Here is a 16699-nt window from a genome sequence, read left to right as displayed (position 1 = left end):
GATCAGCTTGGCAGCATAGGGCAGTTGGCGCCACGGCGCAGACTGATATGCGCCACATCACCGACGCTGAATTGAAAACCTTCGGCCTGGCGCGGCGCGTCGATCACCACCGGCAGCCCCTGCCCGAGTTCGGCGTGCAGCCGCAGCGTGCGACCATGGAAGACGATGGAGTTGACGCGCGCCGGCGCGGTGCCGGCAGCGGCGTCGGTGGTGGCCAGCAGATCCTCGGGACGAACGCCGATGGTGCGTTCGGCACCCTCGGCGGGCGTATCGCCGGTTTCGGATGTTGCCTCCAGCGAAAGCCCGCCGGCGGCGAAGCGCAGGCGATCACCGTCGCGGCCGACAAAGCGCGACTGCAACAGGTTCATCGTGCCGATGAAGCTCGCGACGAATTTCGTCGCCGGCCGGTCGTAGAGCGTCGCAGGCGGCGCGATCTGCTCGATGCGGCCCTTGTTCATGACGACGATGCGGTCGGAGATCGACAGCGCTTCGGTCTGGTCGTGGGTGACCATGACGAAGGTGGTGCCGAGGCGCGACTGCAGCCGCTTCAGCTCGACCTGCATCTGTTCGCGCAGATGCGCGTCGAGCGCCGACAGCGGCTCGTCGAGCAGCAGCACGCGCGGCTCGCAGACAATAGCGCGGGCGAGTGCGACACGCTGGCGCTGGCCGCCCGACAGTTCGGAGACGCGGGCGCCGAGCTTGTCGGCAAGGCCGACCATGTCGAGCGCTTCGCGGACGCGCTTGGCCTGTTCGCTGCCTGAAAGCTTGCGCAGCGACAGGCCGAAGCCGACATTTTCGGCGACGTTCATATGCGGGAACAGCGCATAGTCCTGGAACACGGTGTTGACGGGACGATCGAAGGGTCGGAGCGCGGTGATGTCGCGGCCGTCGAGCAGAACCTTGCCGCTGGACGGACTCTCGAAGCCGGCGATGACACGCAGGCTGGTGGTCTTGCCACAGCCCGACGGTCCGAGCAGCGTGATGAACTCGCCGCTGATAATGTCGAGATCGACGGCATCGAGCCCGACAATGCCGCCGGGAAACACCTTCGAGACCTTGTCCAAACGTACCAGAGCATCAAGCGCCATCACGAACCTCGGACGGCTTGGTGGTGTTGACCCAGAGGATCTGGCAGCGCTCGGTGCCGGGATTGCGGAAGGCGTGCAGAAGCGTGCTCTTGAAGGCAAAGGAGTCGCCGGTCTTCAGCACATATTTTGTCGAATCCACCACCAGCTCGACCTCGCCCGACAGGACGTAGCCGAACTCATGGCCGATATGCGCATAGGCTTCCGCCGTGCCGCCATCGGCTTCGACTGTCACCAGGAGCCCGGTCAGCGTCGCGCCCGGCGGCGACAGCAGCGCCTTGGCGATGCCTTCGGACTTGACCGGGAGCTGCCGCCTTTTGTCGGCACGCACGCAATAGAGATCGTTGCCGGCATCATTGCCGTCGGTGATCAGCGCCGAAGGCTCGATGTCGAGCGCGGCGGCGAGCGGCCAGATCACCTTGACGCGCAGCGAGGACAGGCCGCGCTCGATCTGGCTCAGCGCCCCGATCGACACGCCGGCCTTGGCCGCAAGCTCAGCCAGCGACAGATTGCGCTCTAGCCTGAGCGCCCGCACGCGGCGGCCGACGCGAATGTCGGCATCGTCCTTGGGCTTCTCGGTTGCATCGTCGAGCATGTCCATGCGTAGGTCCTCGTTGCAGTCTTTGGCGCGGCAAGATGGGCCGGCTTCAGGAGATTAATGGCATTACCGGACGCCGGCGCCGCCCCTCATTGTCCTGCCGGACATTTCTCCCCGTATAGTGACGGGGAGAAAGGGGCAGCTTCGGTCCGGATGCCACTTCCTGCTGCGCTGGAGATTGGCGAAGCCATCGATGACAGCGCCCTTCTCCCCGTCTCTATACGGGGAGAGGATGCCGGCAGGCAGGTGAGGGGCAGCGCAAACGTCGGCGATTGTTCCCTCACCCGCCCGCCTTCACCTTCTCGAACATCTTCGCCACGTCGTCATTCTGCTTCATCGGGCCGGTGAAGATGGTCGACTTCAGCATCACTTCCGGATCCGCCGGCAATTGCAGCTTGTCCAGTTCGTCTTTCGCCACGCCGGCGAAGGCGGTGCTCAGCGAGCTGCCATAGCCATAGGATTGGATCAGGTACTTACCCGAGTCGGCGTCGAGCCGGCTGTTGATGAAGTCGTAGGCAAGGTCGACATTCTTGGCGTCCTTGAGCATGACGAAGCCGCAGGCCCAAGTCAGCATGCCCTCCTTCGGCTTCATGAACTCGACCGGCACGCCTTGCTTCTTCAACGAGGTGGCCGACGCATTCCAGGTCATGGCGGCGACCAGCTGGCCGCTGGCCAGCGCCTGTTCGACCGAGGTCATGTCGGTGGTGTAGCTGGACAGCAGCGGGCGCTGCTCGCGCAGTTTTTCCGCCACCTTGTCCATTTGCTCAGGCGTCATGTCGAAGGGATTGACCCCGGCGAGCAGCGCGGCAACGATCGGCGTGTCATGCACGGCATCGATCGTCGCCATGCGGCCGGCATACTGCTTGTCCCACAGAAGGTTCCAGCTTGCTTCCGGGTTCTTGACCAGATCGGTGCGGTAAAGGATCGAGGTGTTGCCCCAGTCCCACGGCACCATCCAGACCTTGCCGTCGCCGGCCTGGATGTCAGGCAGGTTCTTGAACACCGGGAAGATCGAATCCCAGTTCTTGATGCGCTTGGTGTCGATTGGCTGCAGCAAGCCTTCCTTGTTCCAGCGCGCCACCTTGTCGTAGCAGGGATGCGCGATATCGGGGCGGAAGCCGGCCTTGACCTTGGTGAAGGCATCGTCGTCGTCGCCGAAGATGGAGGCTTCGACGCCATCCGGATGCGCGGCGAGGAAGCTCTTGTTGAAGTCGGGCAGTTCGTAGCCCGACCAGGTGAAATACTGCAGCTTGTCGGCGGCGAAGGCGACGGTCGACGACAGGACGATTGCAAGGGCGGCAAGCCCGGTACGAGTTGCCTTTCCGGTGATCGATTTCAGGCCAGATGTCAGGTCGAATGCCATTTCAGTTCTCCTCTCTTGTTTTGTTGTCATCAGGATGGTTTCGCGCTGAGCCCGCGATGGCGCAGCAATTCGGCTGTGCCGGCAATGATGAAGGACGCCGCCAGGATCGCTGTCCCCAGCGCCATGACGGTCGGCAGTGAACGCGGGAAGCGCAACTGGCTCCAGATGTAGAGCGGCAGCGTCGGCTCGGTGCCGGCGAGGAAGAAGACGACTATGAATTCGTCGAAGGAAATCAGAAACGCCAGCATGAAGGCCGAAATGATCGCTGGCAGGCTGAGCGGCAGCATCACCCGCCGGAACGTGGTCCAGTCGGACGCGCCGAGATCGAGCGCTGCCTCGCGAATGGTTTTCGGGATGGCGGCAAAGCGGCTGCGCATGATCACCACCGTCGTCGGCAGCGCCACCAGTATGTGGCCGAGAACGATGGCGATGCGCGACGGGCCGAGGCCGATGAGGTTGACGAGGATGAGCAGCGATATGCCGACGATGACGCCGGGGATCAGGATCGGCAGCCTAGAGATGGCGCTGATGGTGGCAGCCAGCGGCGAGCGGCCATAGAGGTCCATGTAGGAGACGGTGATGCCGCAGAGCGTGGCGCCGGCGGCGGCCACGACGCCGATGACGAGGCTGTTAAAAAGCGCGCCGGACAGCGCCGGATTGCCATAGAGCGTGGCATACCATTCGAGCGTGAAGCCCTGCAGCGGAAACGCTGCCTGGATGGAGTTGTTGAAGGAAAACAGCGGGATCAAAAGGACCGGCAGGTAGAGAAAGACGAGATAGGCGATGACATAGACGCCAAGCCAGCGACCGCCTTCCTTGCGCGCCGCGCTCATGTGCGGCTGCCGAATTTGCGGTCGGCGCCGCGCGCGACCAGCACCACGCAAAGGATGACCAGCATGACGCAGACCGAGAGTGCAGCGCCGAACGGCCAGTCATTGGCCTTGCCGAACTGAGACTGGATCAGCGTGCCGATCATGGTGCTGGCCGGGCCGCCGACCATGGCCGGCGTGACATAGTCGCCGACCGTGGGCACGAAAACGACGAGGGCGGCCGCCAGCACGCCCGGCATGGAATTGGGCAAGACAACGCGGCGGAAGGTAGTGAAGGGTCTGGCGCCAAGATCGGACGCGGCTTCGAGCAGCGATTTCGGAATTGTGTCGAGCGCCACATAGATCGGCAGGATGGCGAAGGGCGCGTAGGCGTGCGCCAAGGTGACGACGACCGCAGCGGGCGTGTTGAGGAAGGCCAGCGTCGGTTCCGACCAGATGCCGCTTTCGATCAGCGCCGAGTTCAACACGCCGTTGTAGGCCAGCACGATCTTCCAGGCGAAAACGCGCAGGAGATAGCTGGTCCAGAACGGCAGGGTCACCAGGAACAGCAGCAGTCCACGGCGGCGGCCGGCATGGAAGGCGAGGTAATAGGCGACGGGATAGGCGGTGACGACGGTTGCCAGCGTCACCAGGCCGGCAATCACCAGCGAGCGCAACGTCACCGTCCAGTACAGCGGATCAGAGAGCACGGTGATGAAATTGCCTGCGGTGAAACCGACGCCCAGCAGCGAGCCGTCATTGCCGCAAGGCGAGGAAGAATACCAGGCCGAGGGCGAACAGGATCAGGAAGAAGGTGACCAGTCCACCCGGCAGCAACATGGAGAAGCGGAAGCCTCGGGACGACCCGGACCCTGCTGGCGCTTCAGACGCAACGATGCTCGACATCGGACTGCTCAATGGAAATGTGAAATCGACTTAACTTTTTTCATATTCCTGAAACTGTCAAGCTGAATCCGCGGAGCCTGAACGGCCGGCGCACAATCAGCGCTCGAAGGCGTCCAGCATCCGGTACCAGGCAATGGTCGCTGCCACGCCGACCTGCCGGAAGGCATGAAACGGGATCGGCCGCATCGGCGACAGCGGGAACGGCAATTGTGCTGCATCACGGTTCGCCAGGTAGCCCGCCATGCGTTTTCCCAGCGCGCTCATCAGGCCGACGCCCCTGCCCTGGCAACCGACCACGGCGAGCAAGCCTTTTTCAGGTTCGTGGATGTGCGGCAGATGATCCGGCGTCATCGCCACGCGGCCGAACCAGCGCCTCTCGATCGGGGTATCGGCCAATGCCGGATAGAGCCTCACAAGTGCACGCTGCAGATGGGCCCAGTCCGCTTCGCTGGAGGGCAGCGCCATGCGGCCGCGCCCACCAAGCACCAGCCGGCCGTCGGCTGTCTTGCGATAGTAGACGAGGATGCGCCTGGAGTCGGACACCGCTTGCCCTTCCGGCAAGATCGCCGCTGCAAGGTTGGACGACAGTGGCGCGGTCGCGATCTGGAAGGAATGCAACGGCACGATCGTCTCGGCGAGACCAGGCAGCAGTCCATCGGAATAGGCATTGGTCGCCAAGACAACCGCCTTGGCCCGCACTTCGGCGCCGTTTGCGCTCGAAACACGCCAAACGCCGGCGTCCCTGGTCAGCTTCACCACCTTCTGCCGCTCGGCAATCCTGGCGCCGGCCGCGGCAGCGATGCGTGCCAGTTCCAGCGTATAAGCGAGCGGATCGATGATGCCGGCGCGGCGGTCGAGCCAGCCGCCGAGATAGCCTTGCGCGCCGGTCATCGCAGCGATCTCGCTTTGGCTGAGAAGCCGGACATCGGCGCCACGTGCCCGCCATTGGCGATCCCGGTTCGCTGCCGCTGTCAAAGCGGTTTCGGTGTGCGCAGCCTGGATCCAACCATTGCGCGTGAACGGTACCGCCAGTTTTTCGTCACGGATGAGATTGAACACCGTATCTGCCGTCGAGGCGGCGAAATCGACCAATGCCTGGCCACGCTCGGGGCCGAAATGCTCCAGCAGCCATTCGGGATCATATTTCAGTCCGGGAATGACCTGGCCGCCATTGAGGCCCGAGGCGCCCTGGCCGATCTCGCCGGCATCCAGCACCTGAACGCCGAGACCAAGCCGGGCGGCATGCAAGGCCGTCGACAGGCCCATGAAGCCGCCGCCGACGATGACGACATCCACCAGCGTGCCATCCGGGACGAGCGACTGAAAGGTGGATGCGGTCTGCGGGTTTTGCCAGATCGGGACGGAAAACGGCGTGGGCAAGGCTTCACCTGGAGTATGGCGTAAAATGAAAATCCTAGTGCTAGTTTCATTTTTTTGAAAGAGATGGCTTCATGTCAGCACTGACAATTGGCTGCGCCACGGGATAGACCTTTGGCGTGAATCCAGTGAAAGTGCCGCGCCCTTCAGGCCAGCTCCCATTCGCGATCATTCAAAGGACCGTAAGCCATGACGAACCCAACGCAGCTTCCCGCCGACGGGCTCTTTATCGGCCGCGCCAAAGCGAGCGATGCCGCGCATCCGCTGGTGGTCACGGTGCGCGACGGCACTGTCTTCGACATCACCTCAAGCGCCGCGCCGACCGTGCGCGATATCTGCGAGATGGCCGATCCGGCGGGATATGTGCGCTCCGCCAAGGGCAAGCCGATCGGCGCGCTCGAGGCGATTGCCGCCAACAGCTTTCAGGCCACACGCGATCCGGCGCAGCCATATCTCCTTTCGCCCGTCGACCTGCAGGCGGTGAAGGCGTCGGGCGTCACCTTCGTGGTCAGCCTGCTCGAGCGCGTCATCGAGGAGCAGGCGCGCGGCTCGGCCGAAAAGGCCGACGCCATCCGCGCCGACATTGCCGGGCTGATCGGCCATGATCTGTCAAAGCTGAAGCCCGGTTCGCCCGAAGCGATGGAGATCAAGGCGAAGCTGATCCAGCGCGGCGCCTGGTCGCAATATCTGGAAGTCGGCATCGGGCCCGACGCCGAGATCTTCACCAAGTGCCAGCCGATGGCGTCCGTGGGCTTTGGCGCCGATGTCGGCCTGCATCCGGTGTCGACCTGGAACAACCCCGAGCCGGAGATTGCAATGATCGCGGCGAGCACCGGCAGGATCGTTGGCGCCACCATCGGCAACGACGTCAATCTCAGGGATGTCGAGGGGCGTTCGGCGCTGCTGCTCGGCAAGGCCAAGGACAACAATGCCTCGGCTTCGCTCGGCCCGTTCATCCGGCTGTTCGACGATACCTTCGCCATCGACGACGTGAAGCAGGCCATTGTGCGGCTGAAAGTCGAGGGTGAGGACGGGTTCTCGCTCGAGGGCGCGAGTTCGATGGCCGAGATCAGCCGTTCGCCGGAAGAGCTGGTTGCCGCCGCCATGGGGCCACACCACCAATATCCCGACGGGTTGGCGCTTTATCTCGGCACCATGTTCGTGCCGTCGAAGGACCGCGGCGAAAAGGGCAAGGGCTTCACCCACAAGGTCGGCGACATCGTCACCATCTCGTCGGAGAAATTCGGTGCGCTGGTCAATCGCGTGCTTCTGTCGCCCGATTGCCCGCACTGGACCTACGGCGCCAGCCATCTCATGCGCGACCTCGCCGAAGCCGATCTGATTTAATTTCACGACCGTCTGGACGGCTTGATTTCCAGGCTGACCGGCGCCGTGATGGTGCTGGCGCTCGCGCTCGACCGCCTGATCAAGCTGCTGCGCAACCGCCGGGCCGAGCGCATTCCGGAAAATCTGCACGCCTGAGTTCCGGCACCGCCTGCCTGCCCGGAAATATCTGTATCTCTTGATTTGACGCAATTCCCAAGGGAAAGCGCTGCGCGCTTTTCCCGAGAAAACCGTTTCATACTTTTCCTGGAATTGCTCGAACTGATGCGATCTGATGGGATCGCTGATGGCGTGTTGCACCGCGTCATCATCCATTGGGCGGATGGAGGCTTGCCATCGGCCGCAAAAGAAGATGCTCTGTGTATCCAGGTCGGCGCTGGCAGGAGGATATGATCAAGGGCGCAGCCCCGGATCATCGCCGGACGTGGAGGTCGTTTTCAACATGGGAGGAAAGCAAATGCTGACGAGGCTACGATTACTCGTGCTTGGCTTGATTGTGGCGCTGGCCATTCCGGCAGCGGCGCAAGCCAAGACGTTCTACTGGATTTCGCATGGCGGTCCGGCCGATCCGGTCTGGACCTACTTCCTGGCCGGTGCAAAGCAATGGGCGAAGGATACCGGCAACACCGTCAACACCTCGTTCCACAATGGTGATGTTGCCTCGCAGCAGGAGGCCGTGCGCGCCGCGATCTCGGCCAAGGCCGACGGCATCGTCACCACAAGCCCCGATCCGGGCAGCCTGATCGAGATCGCCAAGGAAGCCAACACGGCCAAGATCCCGATCATCAACTTCAACACGCCCGATCCCAAGGTCAGCTTCAATGCCTATGTCGGCGGCGACAACGTCACCTTCGGCAAGCACTGGGCACAGTATCTGGTCGACAAGGGCCTGGTGAAGAAGGGCGACTTCGTCTGGATGCCGGTTGAAGTCCCGGGCGCCACCTATGGCGTTCAGGAAGAAGAAGGCATCAAGAGCGTCTTCGAACCGCTCGGGATCACCTATGAAATCACCGAGGCGACGCTCGACCAGGCCGAAGTGATCAACCGCATGGTCGATTACCTCACTGCCAACAAGGCCAAGGTCAAGGCTATCATCGGCCTCGGCGACCTCGTCACCGGCTCGATCAAGCGGGTGTTCGACCAGGCCGGTATCAAGCCGGGCGAAATCCCGGTCGTCGGCTGGGGCAACTCGCTCGACACCACCCAGGAAGTGCTGACCGGCTACGTCAATGCCGGCCAATGGCAGGACCCGCAGGCGACCAGCTATGTCGCACTGTCGCTGGCCAACATGGCCGCCAGCGGCATTCCTCCGGGCTTCAACGTCATCACCGGCGCGCTCTACGAAAAGGACACCGCGCAGGTCTACGACGACATCCTGTCCGGCAAATAACCTGGGTGCCTAACAGTCGCGGCCGCATCGGCGGTCGCGACCGTCCTTTCGCCGAACTGTTCGCAGTATGTGCGAGGTTCAGCCCTTCCCTTCCTGTCGCGGGTCATCAGTGGAAAACCGTTCGCTCCCCCAACGCCTGATCGCGAGGCCGGAATTCGGCCCCCTGGTGCTGCTCATCATCGAGCTCGCCGTGTTCTGGAGCATCAACCATGACTTCCTGTCGCCGCAGAACATCTCCAACATCCTCGCCTTCACGGTCGAGCTCGGGCTGATCGCGCTGGCGATGACGCTGCTGATGACATCGGGCGAATTCGACCTGTCGGTCGGCTCGTTGTTCGGCTTCTCGCCGGTGCTGATGTGGACACTGTTCAACAGCGGCGTCACCTCGCTGGAGATGGGCCTCGTCGTCGCTCTGGTCGTCGCCGCCTTCATCGGCCTGGTCAATGGCTGGTTCGTCACGCAGCTCAAGATCCCGTCCTTCCTGGTAACGCTCGGCATGCTGCTGGTGGTGCGCGGCACGGCGCTGTTCGTCACCGACGGCTTTCCGCAGCGCACCTGGAGCGCGGAAGGCAGCTGGCTTGCCGAAGCGCTGGTCGGCGATTTCTTCATCGGGCCGTTCCGCATCTACATGTCGCTGTTCTGGTTCATCGCGGCGGCCGCAATACTCGGCTACGTGCTGACGCAGAGCCGCACCGGCAACTGGATCCAGGCGGCGGGCGGGAACCCTAATGCCGCCCGCGCCCGCGGCGTCAACGTCAACGGCGTCAAGATCGGCCTGTTCATCCTGTCCTCGCTGATGGCGTCGCTCGCCGGCGTCATCTCCTCGCTGCGCACATCGGCCGCCAACCCCAACAGCGGCACCGGCTACGAGCTCGAAGTCATCGCCATGGTGGTGATCGGCGGCACGGCGCTGACCGGCGGACGCGGCACCATCATCGGCACCGTGCTCGGCATCCTGATCCTGCGCGTGATGCGCAACGGCATCGTGCTGATCGGCGTGCCCGGCCTTGCCTACAACATCTTCATCGGCGCGATCATCCTCGGCATGATGGCGCTGCATTCATGGCTGGAACGCCGGCATCAGGCAGGGACGTGAACCATGGCTGAACCGCTCATCCGCATGACCAACATCAAAAAGTCCTACGGGCGCGTGCAGGCACTCGAGGACGCCAATTTCCACGTCAACGAAAGGGAGATTGTCGGCCTGCTCGGCGACAATGGCGCGGGGAAGTCGACGCTGATCAAGGTGCTGTCGGGCGCCGTGCCACTGACCAGCGGCGACATCTTCATCCGCGGCAAGAAGGTCAATCTGCGCTCGACCAGCGACGCCATCGCGCAGGGCATCGAGACGATCTACCAGGACTCGGCGCTGGTGACGCAACTGTCGATCGCCCGAAACTTGTTCCTCGGCCGCGAGCCCATCAAGCCACCGCGCTTCTTGAACCGCATGGACCAGGAGGCGATGAACGTGGTCGCCCGCGATCTGCTGAAGCAGGTCGGCATCTCCAAGAACATCCCGCCGACCACGCCGATCGGCTCGCTGTCGGGCGGCGAGCGGCAGGCGGTCGCCATCGCCCGCGCCATGCATTTCGACAGCGACCTGATCATACTCGACGAGCCGACCAACAATCTCGGCGTCGCCGAGACGCAAGGCGTACTGAGCTTCGTGCGCAACGCGCGCGATTCCGGGCATTCCTGCATCTTCATCGCCCACAACATCCACCACGTCTTCCAGGTGGTCGACCGTATCGTCGTTATGCGCCGGGGCAAGGTGGTGGCTGACGACATCGACCCGAAGAAGACCACGGTCGCCGAGGTGGAGCGTATCATCACCGGCATGTCGGACAAGGAAATCCGCGACGCCATCGTCGAAGGCAAGCCATCGCACGGCTGAACCGTCTTCCTGCCGTCTGGCACATCAGCTCTAACTCTTTGTGGAGCATGATCTTTGGACAAAAACGGGTCCCGTTTGTCCGGCAAAACCGGTTCCCACTTTTCGGGATCATGCTCTATGACTATGACCATGAAAGCCACCGTTTCGGACATAGCCAGAAGCTGCGGCCTGTCGACCGCGACCGTCGACCGGGTGCTGAACAACCGCGCCGGCGCAAGTGCGGCCAACCGGCAACGGGTGATGGAGGCGGCCAAGCAGCTCGGCTATCTGCCGGTGGTCGACCAGGTGACGCTGCCGTCGCGGCCGGCGCATCTGGAATTCTTCCTGCCGCTTGGCGCCAACGGCTTCATGATCGACCTTGCCGGCCACATCGAGGACTATGCGGCGCGGCTGCCGCTGGTCGCCTCCTGCCGCATCCATAACCTTGCAGGCATCTCGCCCAACGCGCTCCAGGCGGCGATCGAAAATATCTCGCTCAAGGCCAACGGCGTGGGCGTAATCGCCGTCGACCACCCGCGCACGCGCAACATATTGCGCGACGTGGTCGAGGCCGGCATCCGCCTCGTCACGCTGGTCTCCGACGTTCCGGCAGCGCCACGTTCGGCCTATGTCGGCATCGACAACCGCGTCGCCGGGCGTACCGCGGCGCTGCTGATGGGGCGCTTCCTCAACGGCCATAAGGGCCATCTGGCGATGGTCGTGGGATCGCGCTCCTATCGCGGGCATGAGGAGCGCGAAATGGGCTTCCGCTCGGTGCTGTCGGAAGAGTTTCCCAATTTGACCGTCACCAGCGCCGTCGAGATCAATGACGAGCCGGAGGGCAGCTATGCCGCCACGATGCAGGCGCTGCACAACGAGCCGGACCTGCTCGGCATCTACTGCGTCGGCGCCGGACGCTCAGGCGTGGCCAGAGCGCTGCTCGAAACCAGGCCGAAGAAGAAGCCGGTCTTCATCTGCCACGACCTGACGAAGGAAACGCGCGGTTATCTCGTCGACGATCTCGCCGATGTCGTCATCGACCAGAATGCGCGGCTGATCGCCGAGCAATCGGTGATCCGCCTGCTCGGCTCGATCGCGTCTTCCGCGCCCTATCTGACAAAGAAGTTCATCGAGCCGCGGCTGATCTTCAAGGAAAACGTGCCGGTTCAGTGAATTTTGCGCCGTGGCGGCTTTTCCTATTTGTCCGACAAGTCGGGGCAGCTGCCGCAAATCTGCACAGCAGCTATGCATCTTTTATGGTTGCCGAATCATTAAGCAACTCGTAGGTATTGGTGGTCGGCCATCTACTCCTCCCAGATGCGATGCCGGCGTTGAGTGCGGTGCACCTCCTCCCGCGCCGTATTCGAAATCAAGCCCGCTGCCACCTCCTCCCGGCAGCGGGCTTTTTCTTTTTTGCATGGATTCCAAGAGGATGGCCAAGGCCTCGCTAGCCGGGCCGGATGGCAAGCCCCCTCACCCGGATTGCCAACCGAATTGCGAAGGGCAATTCGGGACAATCCGATCTCTCCCCGAGAGGAGAGGAGGTTGTTGGCGCCGACGCTTCCTCTTTTCCCCAGCGGGGGTGAGGCGCGGTCCGCGTAGCGGACGAAGGGCGGTGGCCGCGGAGCGGCCGGATGAGGGGCTCTTAGTCCAAGCTCAGTGCGCTGGAGCTCAGCGTGCCCTGAAGGAGCTGATCAGGCCTTCCGCCATGCGCACGAACTGTGTGCTGGGGCCCTGGCAGCCCATGGTCTGCACGCTTACACGCGCGCCTTCGAACAGCAGCGACAGCGTGTCGGCGAGAAGCTCGGCCTGACCGATGCCGGCATCGCGGCACAGCGTAATAAGGCGATCACGCTGGGCGCTCTTGAGCTCCTTGATCACGCTCCTCGCCGGATGGTTCGGCTCGGTCAGTTCAACGGCGGCGTTGGCCATGTCGCAGCCGCGACCGTCGGCGGCGAGCATGTCGGCGACCTTGCGGACCCAGGCATGCAATTGCGCCAGCTTATCGCCGGGGTGCTCCGCCTCGAACTCATCCCATATCGCGGCGCCCTTGGCCGCCGAAGCGCGCAGGCACTGGATGATGAGTTCGTCCTTGGACTCGAAATGACGGTAGAGCGTCATCTTGTTGGTGCCGGCGGCTTCCGTAATGGCGTCGACGCCGACGCCCTTGATGCCATGTTTGTGAAACATGTCCTGCGCCGTCTCCAGGATTCGATCCCGGGGACGCACGCGATCCGTAATGCCGTCTGCCATCGCAGTCTCCTTGTCTCCCTAAATTTTCGGCCCACCTCTTGACTAGGGTGTTACCGGTCTGTAACTATCAGAATGTTACTTACTGGTAACACCTATGTAGCCTTCCGTCAATAACAAGGCCGTGAACTGGTCCTGCCAGATCACAAAGGGTGAAAATTGCGGTTCATGCGGCTCCGGCCGGTGAAGAGATGAAAACCGGTTCGCGATCATCCGATGCGAATCGCTGGAATGGAGACGCTCCAATGTCGCAGCGCAAGGATTTGACCATCGATGAAGCCATCCGGGATCCGATGATCCGGCTGGTGATGAAGGCGGACCGCGTCAACCCACGCGCCTTCGAAGCGATGCTGAGGACCGTGGCCGATGAGCAGGGCCTCAGCCGCGGGCCGTCTTCGTATTTTTTGCAGGACCCGGGTTCGGCGCGCAGCCGGCGGCTGTCCCGGTCTGCCCATTCATTTAAAGAGGCCCATTCTTTTAAAGAGGCTTGCGTGTCGTGGTAAACTTTTTCATCCATCGTCCGATCTTCGCCTCGGCGATCGCCATCATCATGGTGCTCGCCGGGACGATTTGTTATTTCCTGCTGCCGGTCTCGCAGTTTCCCGACATCACGCCGCCCCAGGTGGTGGTCAGCGCCCACTATCCGGGCGCCAGCGCGCAAGTGGTCGCCGATACGGTGACGACGCCGCTGGAGCAGCAGATCAACGGCGTCGAAGGCATGACCTACATGTCGTCGTCGAGCTCCAATGACGGCTCCTCGACCATCACCATCACCTTCGATGTCGGCTATCCGCTGAGCACCGCGGCCGTCGACGTGCAGAACCGCGTCTCGCAAGCCGCCTCGTCGCTGCCGGCGATCGTCAACCAGGGTGGTGTGACGATCAAGAAGCAGAATCCGAATTTCGTCCTCATCGTCAACCTGACCTCGCCCGACAAATCGGTCGACCCGGTGGCGCTGAGCAACCTGGCCTATCTGCAGGTTGTCGATCCGCTCAAGCGCCTGCCCGGCGTCGGCGATGTGCAAATCTTCGGCGAACGGCGCTATTCGATGCGCGTCTGGCTCGATCCCGACAAGCTCGCCAATCTCGGCATCACCGCGGTCGACGTCCAGAACGCCATTTCGGAACAGAACGTCCAGGTGGCGGCGGGCAAAATCGGCCAGTCGCCGGCGCCGGCAGGCACAGCCTTCGAAATGCAGGTCAACGCCGTCGGCCGCCTGAGCGACCCGAAGGAATTCGGCGACATCGTCGTGCGCGCCAATACGGACACCGGTTCGCTGGTGCGGCTGCGCGACGTCGCCCGCATCGAACTTGGCGCGCTGCAATATTCGTCGTCGGCCTTCTTCGGCAAGGACCCGACCGTGGTGCTCGCCGTCTACCAGATGCCGGGTTCCAACGCGCTCGATCTGCAGCAGCGCGTCAAGGACAAGATGCAGGAGCTGTCGGCGCGTTTCCCCAAGGGCGTCTCCTACGCCATGCATTACGACACGACGCGCTTCGTGTCGGCCTCGATGCATGACGTGCTGATCACGCTCGGCGAAGCCCTGGTGCTGGTCGTGGCCGTTGTCTTCATCTTCCTGCAAAGCTGGCGCACGACGATCATCCCGACCATCGCCATTCCGGTGTCGCTGGTGGCGACGATGGTCGTCATGGAGATGCTCGGCTTCTCGCTCAACATGCTCTCTCTGCTCGGCATGGTGCTGGCCATCGGCCTTGTCGTCGACGATGCCATCGTGGTGGTGGAAAATGTCGAACGACAATTGGAGGCGGGCCTCAAACCGCTGGCGGCGACCAAGGCCGCGATGGCCGAAGTCACCGGACCGATTATCGCCACCACGGCGGTGCTGATGGCGGTCTTTGTTCCGGTAGCCTTTATTCCCGGCGTCTCAGGTAAGCTCTACAACCAGTTTGCGCTGACGGTTGCGATTTCCGTCGGCATCTCAGCCTTCAACTCGCTAACGCTCAGCCCGGCGCTGAGTGCCGCCTTCCTGCGCCATCGCGGCGAGACGCAGTTCGCGCCGTTCCGCTGGTTCAACACGGGCTTCGACAAGCTCTCGCATGCCTACGCTCATGGTGTGCGCATCCTCATCCGGCTGCGCTGGATCATGCTCGGCCTGTTCGCGGCCGGACTGGTCGCCACCTACTTCGTCTGGCAAAAGCTGCCTTCGACCTTCCTTCCGGTCGAGGACCAGGGCTACTTCTTCGTCGTCATCCAGCTGCCCGACGGCGCTTCGCTGGAGCGCACCGACGCGGTGGCGCAGAAGGCGCGCGACATATTGCAAGCGACGCCCGGCGTCGACATTGTCGGCTCGATCAGCGGCCTGAACTTTCTCACCAGTGCAGCGCAGTCGAACTCGGCGGTCGAGTTCGCCATCCTCAAACCATGGGAGGAGCGCGGCCCCGACCAGAGTGCGTCGAAGCTGGTCGCCGACGTGCGCGGCAAGCTGATGCAGATTCCGGAAGCCTTCGCGCTGTCCTTCGATCCGCCTTCCATCCCGGGTATCGGCACCACGGGCGGCTTCGAATTCGTCGTCGAAGACCTTACCGGCCGTGGCAGCATGGCCCTCAACGACGCGACGCAAGCCGTGATCGCCGAGGCGCGCAAGCAGCCGGAAATCAATCCGCAACAGCTGTTTTCGCCGTTCTCGACCTCGACGCCGCAGTTCAACTACGACCTCGACCGCAGCAAGGCCAAACTGCTCGGCCTCAACCTGCCCGACGTCTTCAACACGCTGCAGATCTATCTCGGCTCGCTCTACGTCAACGACTTCAACCTGTTCGGCCGCACCTTCCGGGTGACCATCCAGGCCGACAAGGATGCGCGTGCGGGTGCGGCCGACATTTCGCGGCTCTATGTGCGCAATGCATCCGGCGGCATGGTGCCGCTCTCGACACTGGGCAAGCTGGTGCCGTTCGTCGGCCCGGAAACCGTGCCGCACTACAACAACAACGCCTCGGCCACGATCAATGGCGGCGCAGCCCCCGGCTTCTCGTCGGGCCAGGCGGTCGCCGCGATGGAGCGGGCCGCTGCCACCGCGCTGCCCAGGGATTTCGGTTTCGAATGGACCGGCATCACCTTCCAGGAGCTCAAGGCGGGATCGATCGCGTCGGTCGTCTTCGGCCTTGCCATCGTCTTCGTCTTCCTGATCCTGGCGATGCAGTATGAGAGCTGGGCGATGCCGTTCATGGTGCTGCTGGCGGTGCCACTGGCCCTGTTCGGCGCCTTCGCAGCCCTCTTCCTGCGCGGCATGCAGATCGACGTCTACTCACAGATCGGCTTCGTCATGCTGATTGGCCTGGCGGCCAAGAACGCGATCCTGATCGTCGAGTTCGCAAGGCGGCGGCGCGAAGAAGGCCTGAGCATCGTCGACGCGGCGATGGAAGCCGCGCGGCTCAGGCTGCGGCCGATCCTGATGACGGCCTTCGCCTTCATCCTCGGCGTGCTGCCGCTGATGTTTGCGACGGGTGCTGGTGCAGCAAGCCGGCAGTCGATCGGCACCACCGTCTTCGGCGGCATGGTCGCCGCAACCATCCTGTCGCTGGTGTTCGTGCCAGTCTTCTACGCAGTCATCGAACGGCTGCGCGAAGGCCGCGAGCGCAGCGAACCCAACGCCGCACATGACCAGGACCATAGTGACCAGGACAACAATGAACCGACTGCCGACCCAGCGCTCGTGCGACTGGCCGAAGCAGCCGAATAGAATT

The 16699-nt window shown here is 63.0% G+C and carries 13 protein-coding genes and 1 pseudogene; 7 read left to right on the top strand and 7 right to left on the bottom strand.

The window, feature by feature from the left end; all coding sequences use genetic code 11:
- Positions 1–2 precede the first annotated feature (2 nt).
- From ACYHH6_RS14750 to ACYHH6_RS14725, 6 genes and pseudogenes are all read right to left on the bottom strand, one after another.
- Positions 3–1088, bottom strand: a complete 1086-nt coding sequence (locus ACYHH6_RS14750) for an ABC transporter ATP-binding protein (protein ID WP_352584481.1) — start codon at positions 1086–1088, stop codon at positions 3–5.
- Positions 1078–1686 carry a helix-turn-helix domain-containing protein gene (locus ACYHH6_RS14745; RefSeq protein ID WP_352584480.1) on the bottom strand — a complete coding sequence of 203 codons (609 nt, stop codon included), beginning with the start codon at positions 1684–1686 and terminating at the stop codon, positions 1078–1080. Before ACYHH6_RS14745 ends, ACYHH6_RS14750 begins: the two co-directional genes overlap by 11 nt.
- 277 nt (positions 1687–1963) lie before the next feature.
- Positions 1964–3046 carry an ABC transporter substrate-binding protein gene (locus tag ACYHH6_RS14740; RefSeq protein WP_352584478.1) on the bottom strand — a complete coding sequence of 361 codons (1083 nt, stop codon included), beginning with the start codon at positions 3044–3046 and terminating at the stop codon, positions 1964–1966.
- Between the two features lie 29 nt (positions 3047–3075).
- The gene (locus ACYHH6_RS14735) at positions 3076–3879 is read right to left on the bottom strand and encodes an ABC transporter permease (protein ID WP_352584476.1); all 804 of its coding nucleotides are present in this window, start codon (positions 3877–3879) and stop codon (positions 3076–3078) included.
- Positions 3876–4761 (bottom strand): annotated as a pseudogene (locus ACYHH6_RS14730) (ABC transporter permease). Before ACYHH6_RS14730 ends, ACYHH6_RS14735 begins: the two are co-directional and overlap by 4 nt.
- Positions 4762–4857: 96 nt before the next feature.
- The gene (locus ACYHH6_RS14725) at positions 4858–6141 is read right to left on the bottom strand and encodes an NAD(P)/FAD-dependent oxidoreductase (protein ID WP_352584475.1); all 1284 of its coding nucleotides are present in this window, start codon (positions 6139–6141) and stop codon (positions 4858–4860) included.
- 186 nt (positions 6142–6327) lie between these two features.
- Here ACYHH6_RS14725 and ACYHH6_RS14720 point away from each other — a divergent pair, with 186 nt between their 5' ends.
- The 5 genes from ACYHH6_RS14720 (at position 6328) to ACYHH6_RS14700 (ending at position 11918) form a co-directional block, all read left to right on the top strand.
- A complete protein-coding gene (locus ACYHH6_RS14720; protein WP_352584474.1) occupies positions 6328–7485 on the top strand; it encodes a fumarylacetoacetate hydrolase family protein in 1158 nt (385 codons plus the stop codon).
- A 454-nt stretch (positions 7486–7939) separates the two neighbouring features.
- Positions 7940–8872, top strand: a complete 933-nt coding sequence (locus ACYHH6_RS14715) for a substrate-binding domain-containing protein (RefSeq protein ID WP_352584472.1) — start codon at positions 7940–7942, stop codon at positions 8870–8872.
- A gap of 109 nt (positions 8873–8981) precedes the next feature.
- Positions 8982–9968, top strand: a complete 987-nt coding sequence (locus ACYHH6_RS14710; protein ID WP_352584471.1) for an ABC transporter permease — start codon at positions 8982–8984, stop codon at positions 9966–9968.
- A gap of 3 nt (positions 9969–9971) precedes the next feature.
- On the top strand, positions 9972–10766 hold the full coding sequence (locus ACYHH6_RS14705) for an ATP-binding cassette domain-containing protein (protein WP_112565680.1): 795 nt from the start codon (positions 9972–9974) through the stop codon (positions 10764–10766).
- A 129-nt stretch (positions 10767–10895) separates the two neighbouring features.
- On the top strand, positions 10896–11918 hold the full coding sequence (locus tag ACYHH6_RS14700; protein ID WP_352584469.1) for a LacI family DNA-binding transcriptional regulator: 1023 nt from the start codon (positions 10896–10898) through the stop codon (positions 11916–11918).
- 498 nt (positions 11919–12416) lie between these two features.
- On the opposite strand, the gene ACYHH6_RS14695 is transcribed toward ACYHH6_RS14700, so the two are convergent.
- Positions 12417–12998, bottom strand: coding sequence for a TetR/AcrR family transcriptional regulator (locus ACYHH6_RS14695; protein ID WP_112565683.1), 582 nt, complete (start codon positions 12996–12998; stop codon positions 12417–12419).
- A 242-nt stretch (positions 12999–13240) separates the two neighbouring features.
- Between ACYHH6_RS14695 and ACYHH6_RS14690 the strand changes: the two genes are divergently transcribed.
- Entirely contained in the window at positions 13241–13498 is a 258-nt protein-coding gene (locus ACYHH6_RS14690) for a hypothetical protein (protein WP_352557301.1), read from the top strand.
- The gene (locus ACYHH6_RS14685; protein WP_352584467.1) at positions 13492–16695 is read left to right on the top strand and encodes an efflux RND transporter permease subunit; all 3204 of its coding nucleotides are present in this window, start codon (positions 13492–13494) and stop codon (positions 16693–16695) included. The genes ACYHH6_RS14690 and ACYHH6_RS14685 overlap by 7 nt, the downstream gene beginning before the upstream one ends.
- Positions 16696–16699 lie beyond the last annotated feature (4 nt).

It is taken from the genome of Mesorhizobium sp. P171375 (genome assembly GCF_057786075.1).
This window is presented reverse-complemented; position numbering and strand designations above follow the sequence as displayed.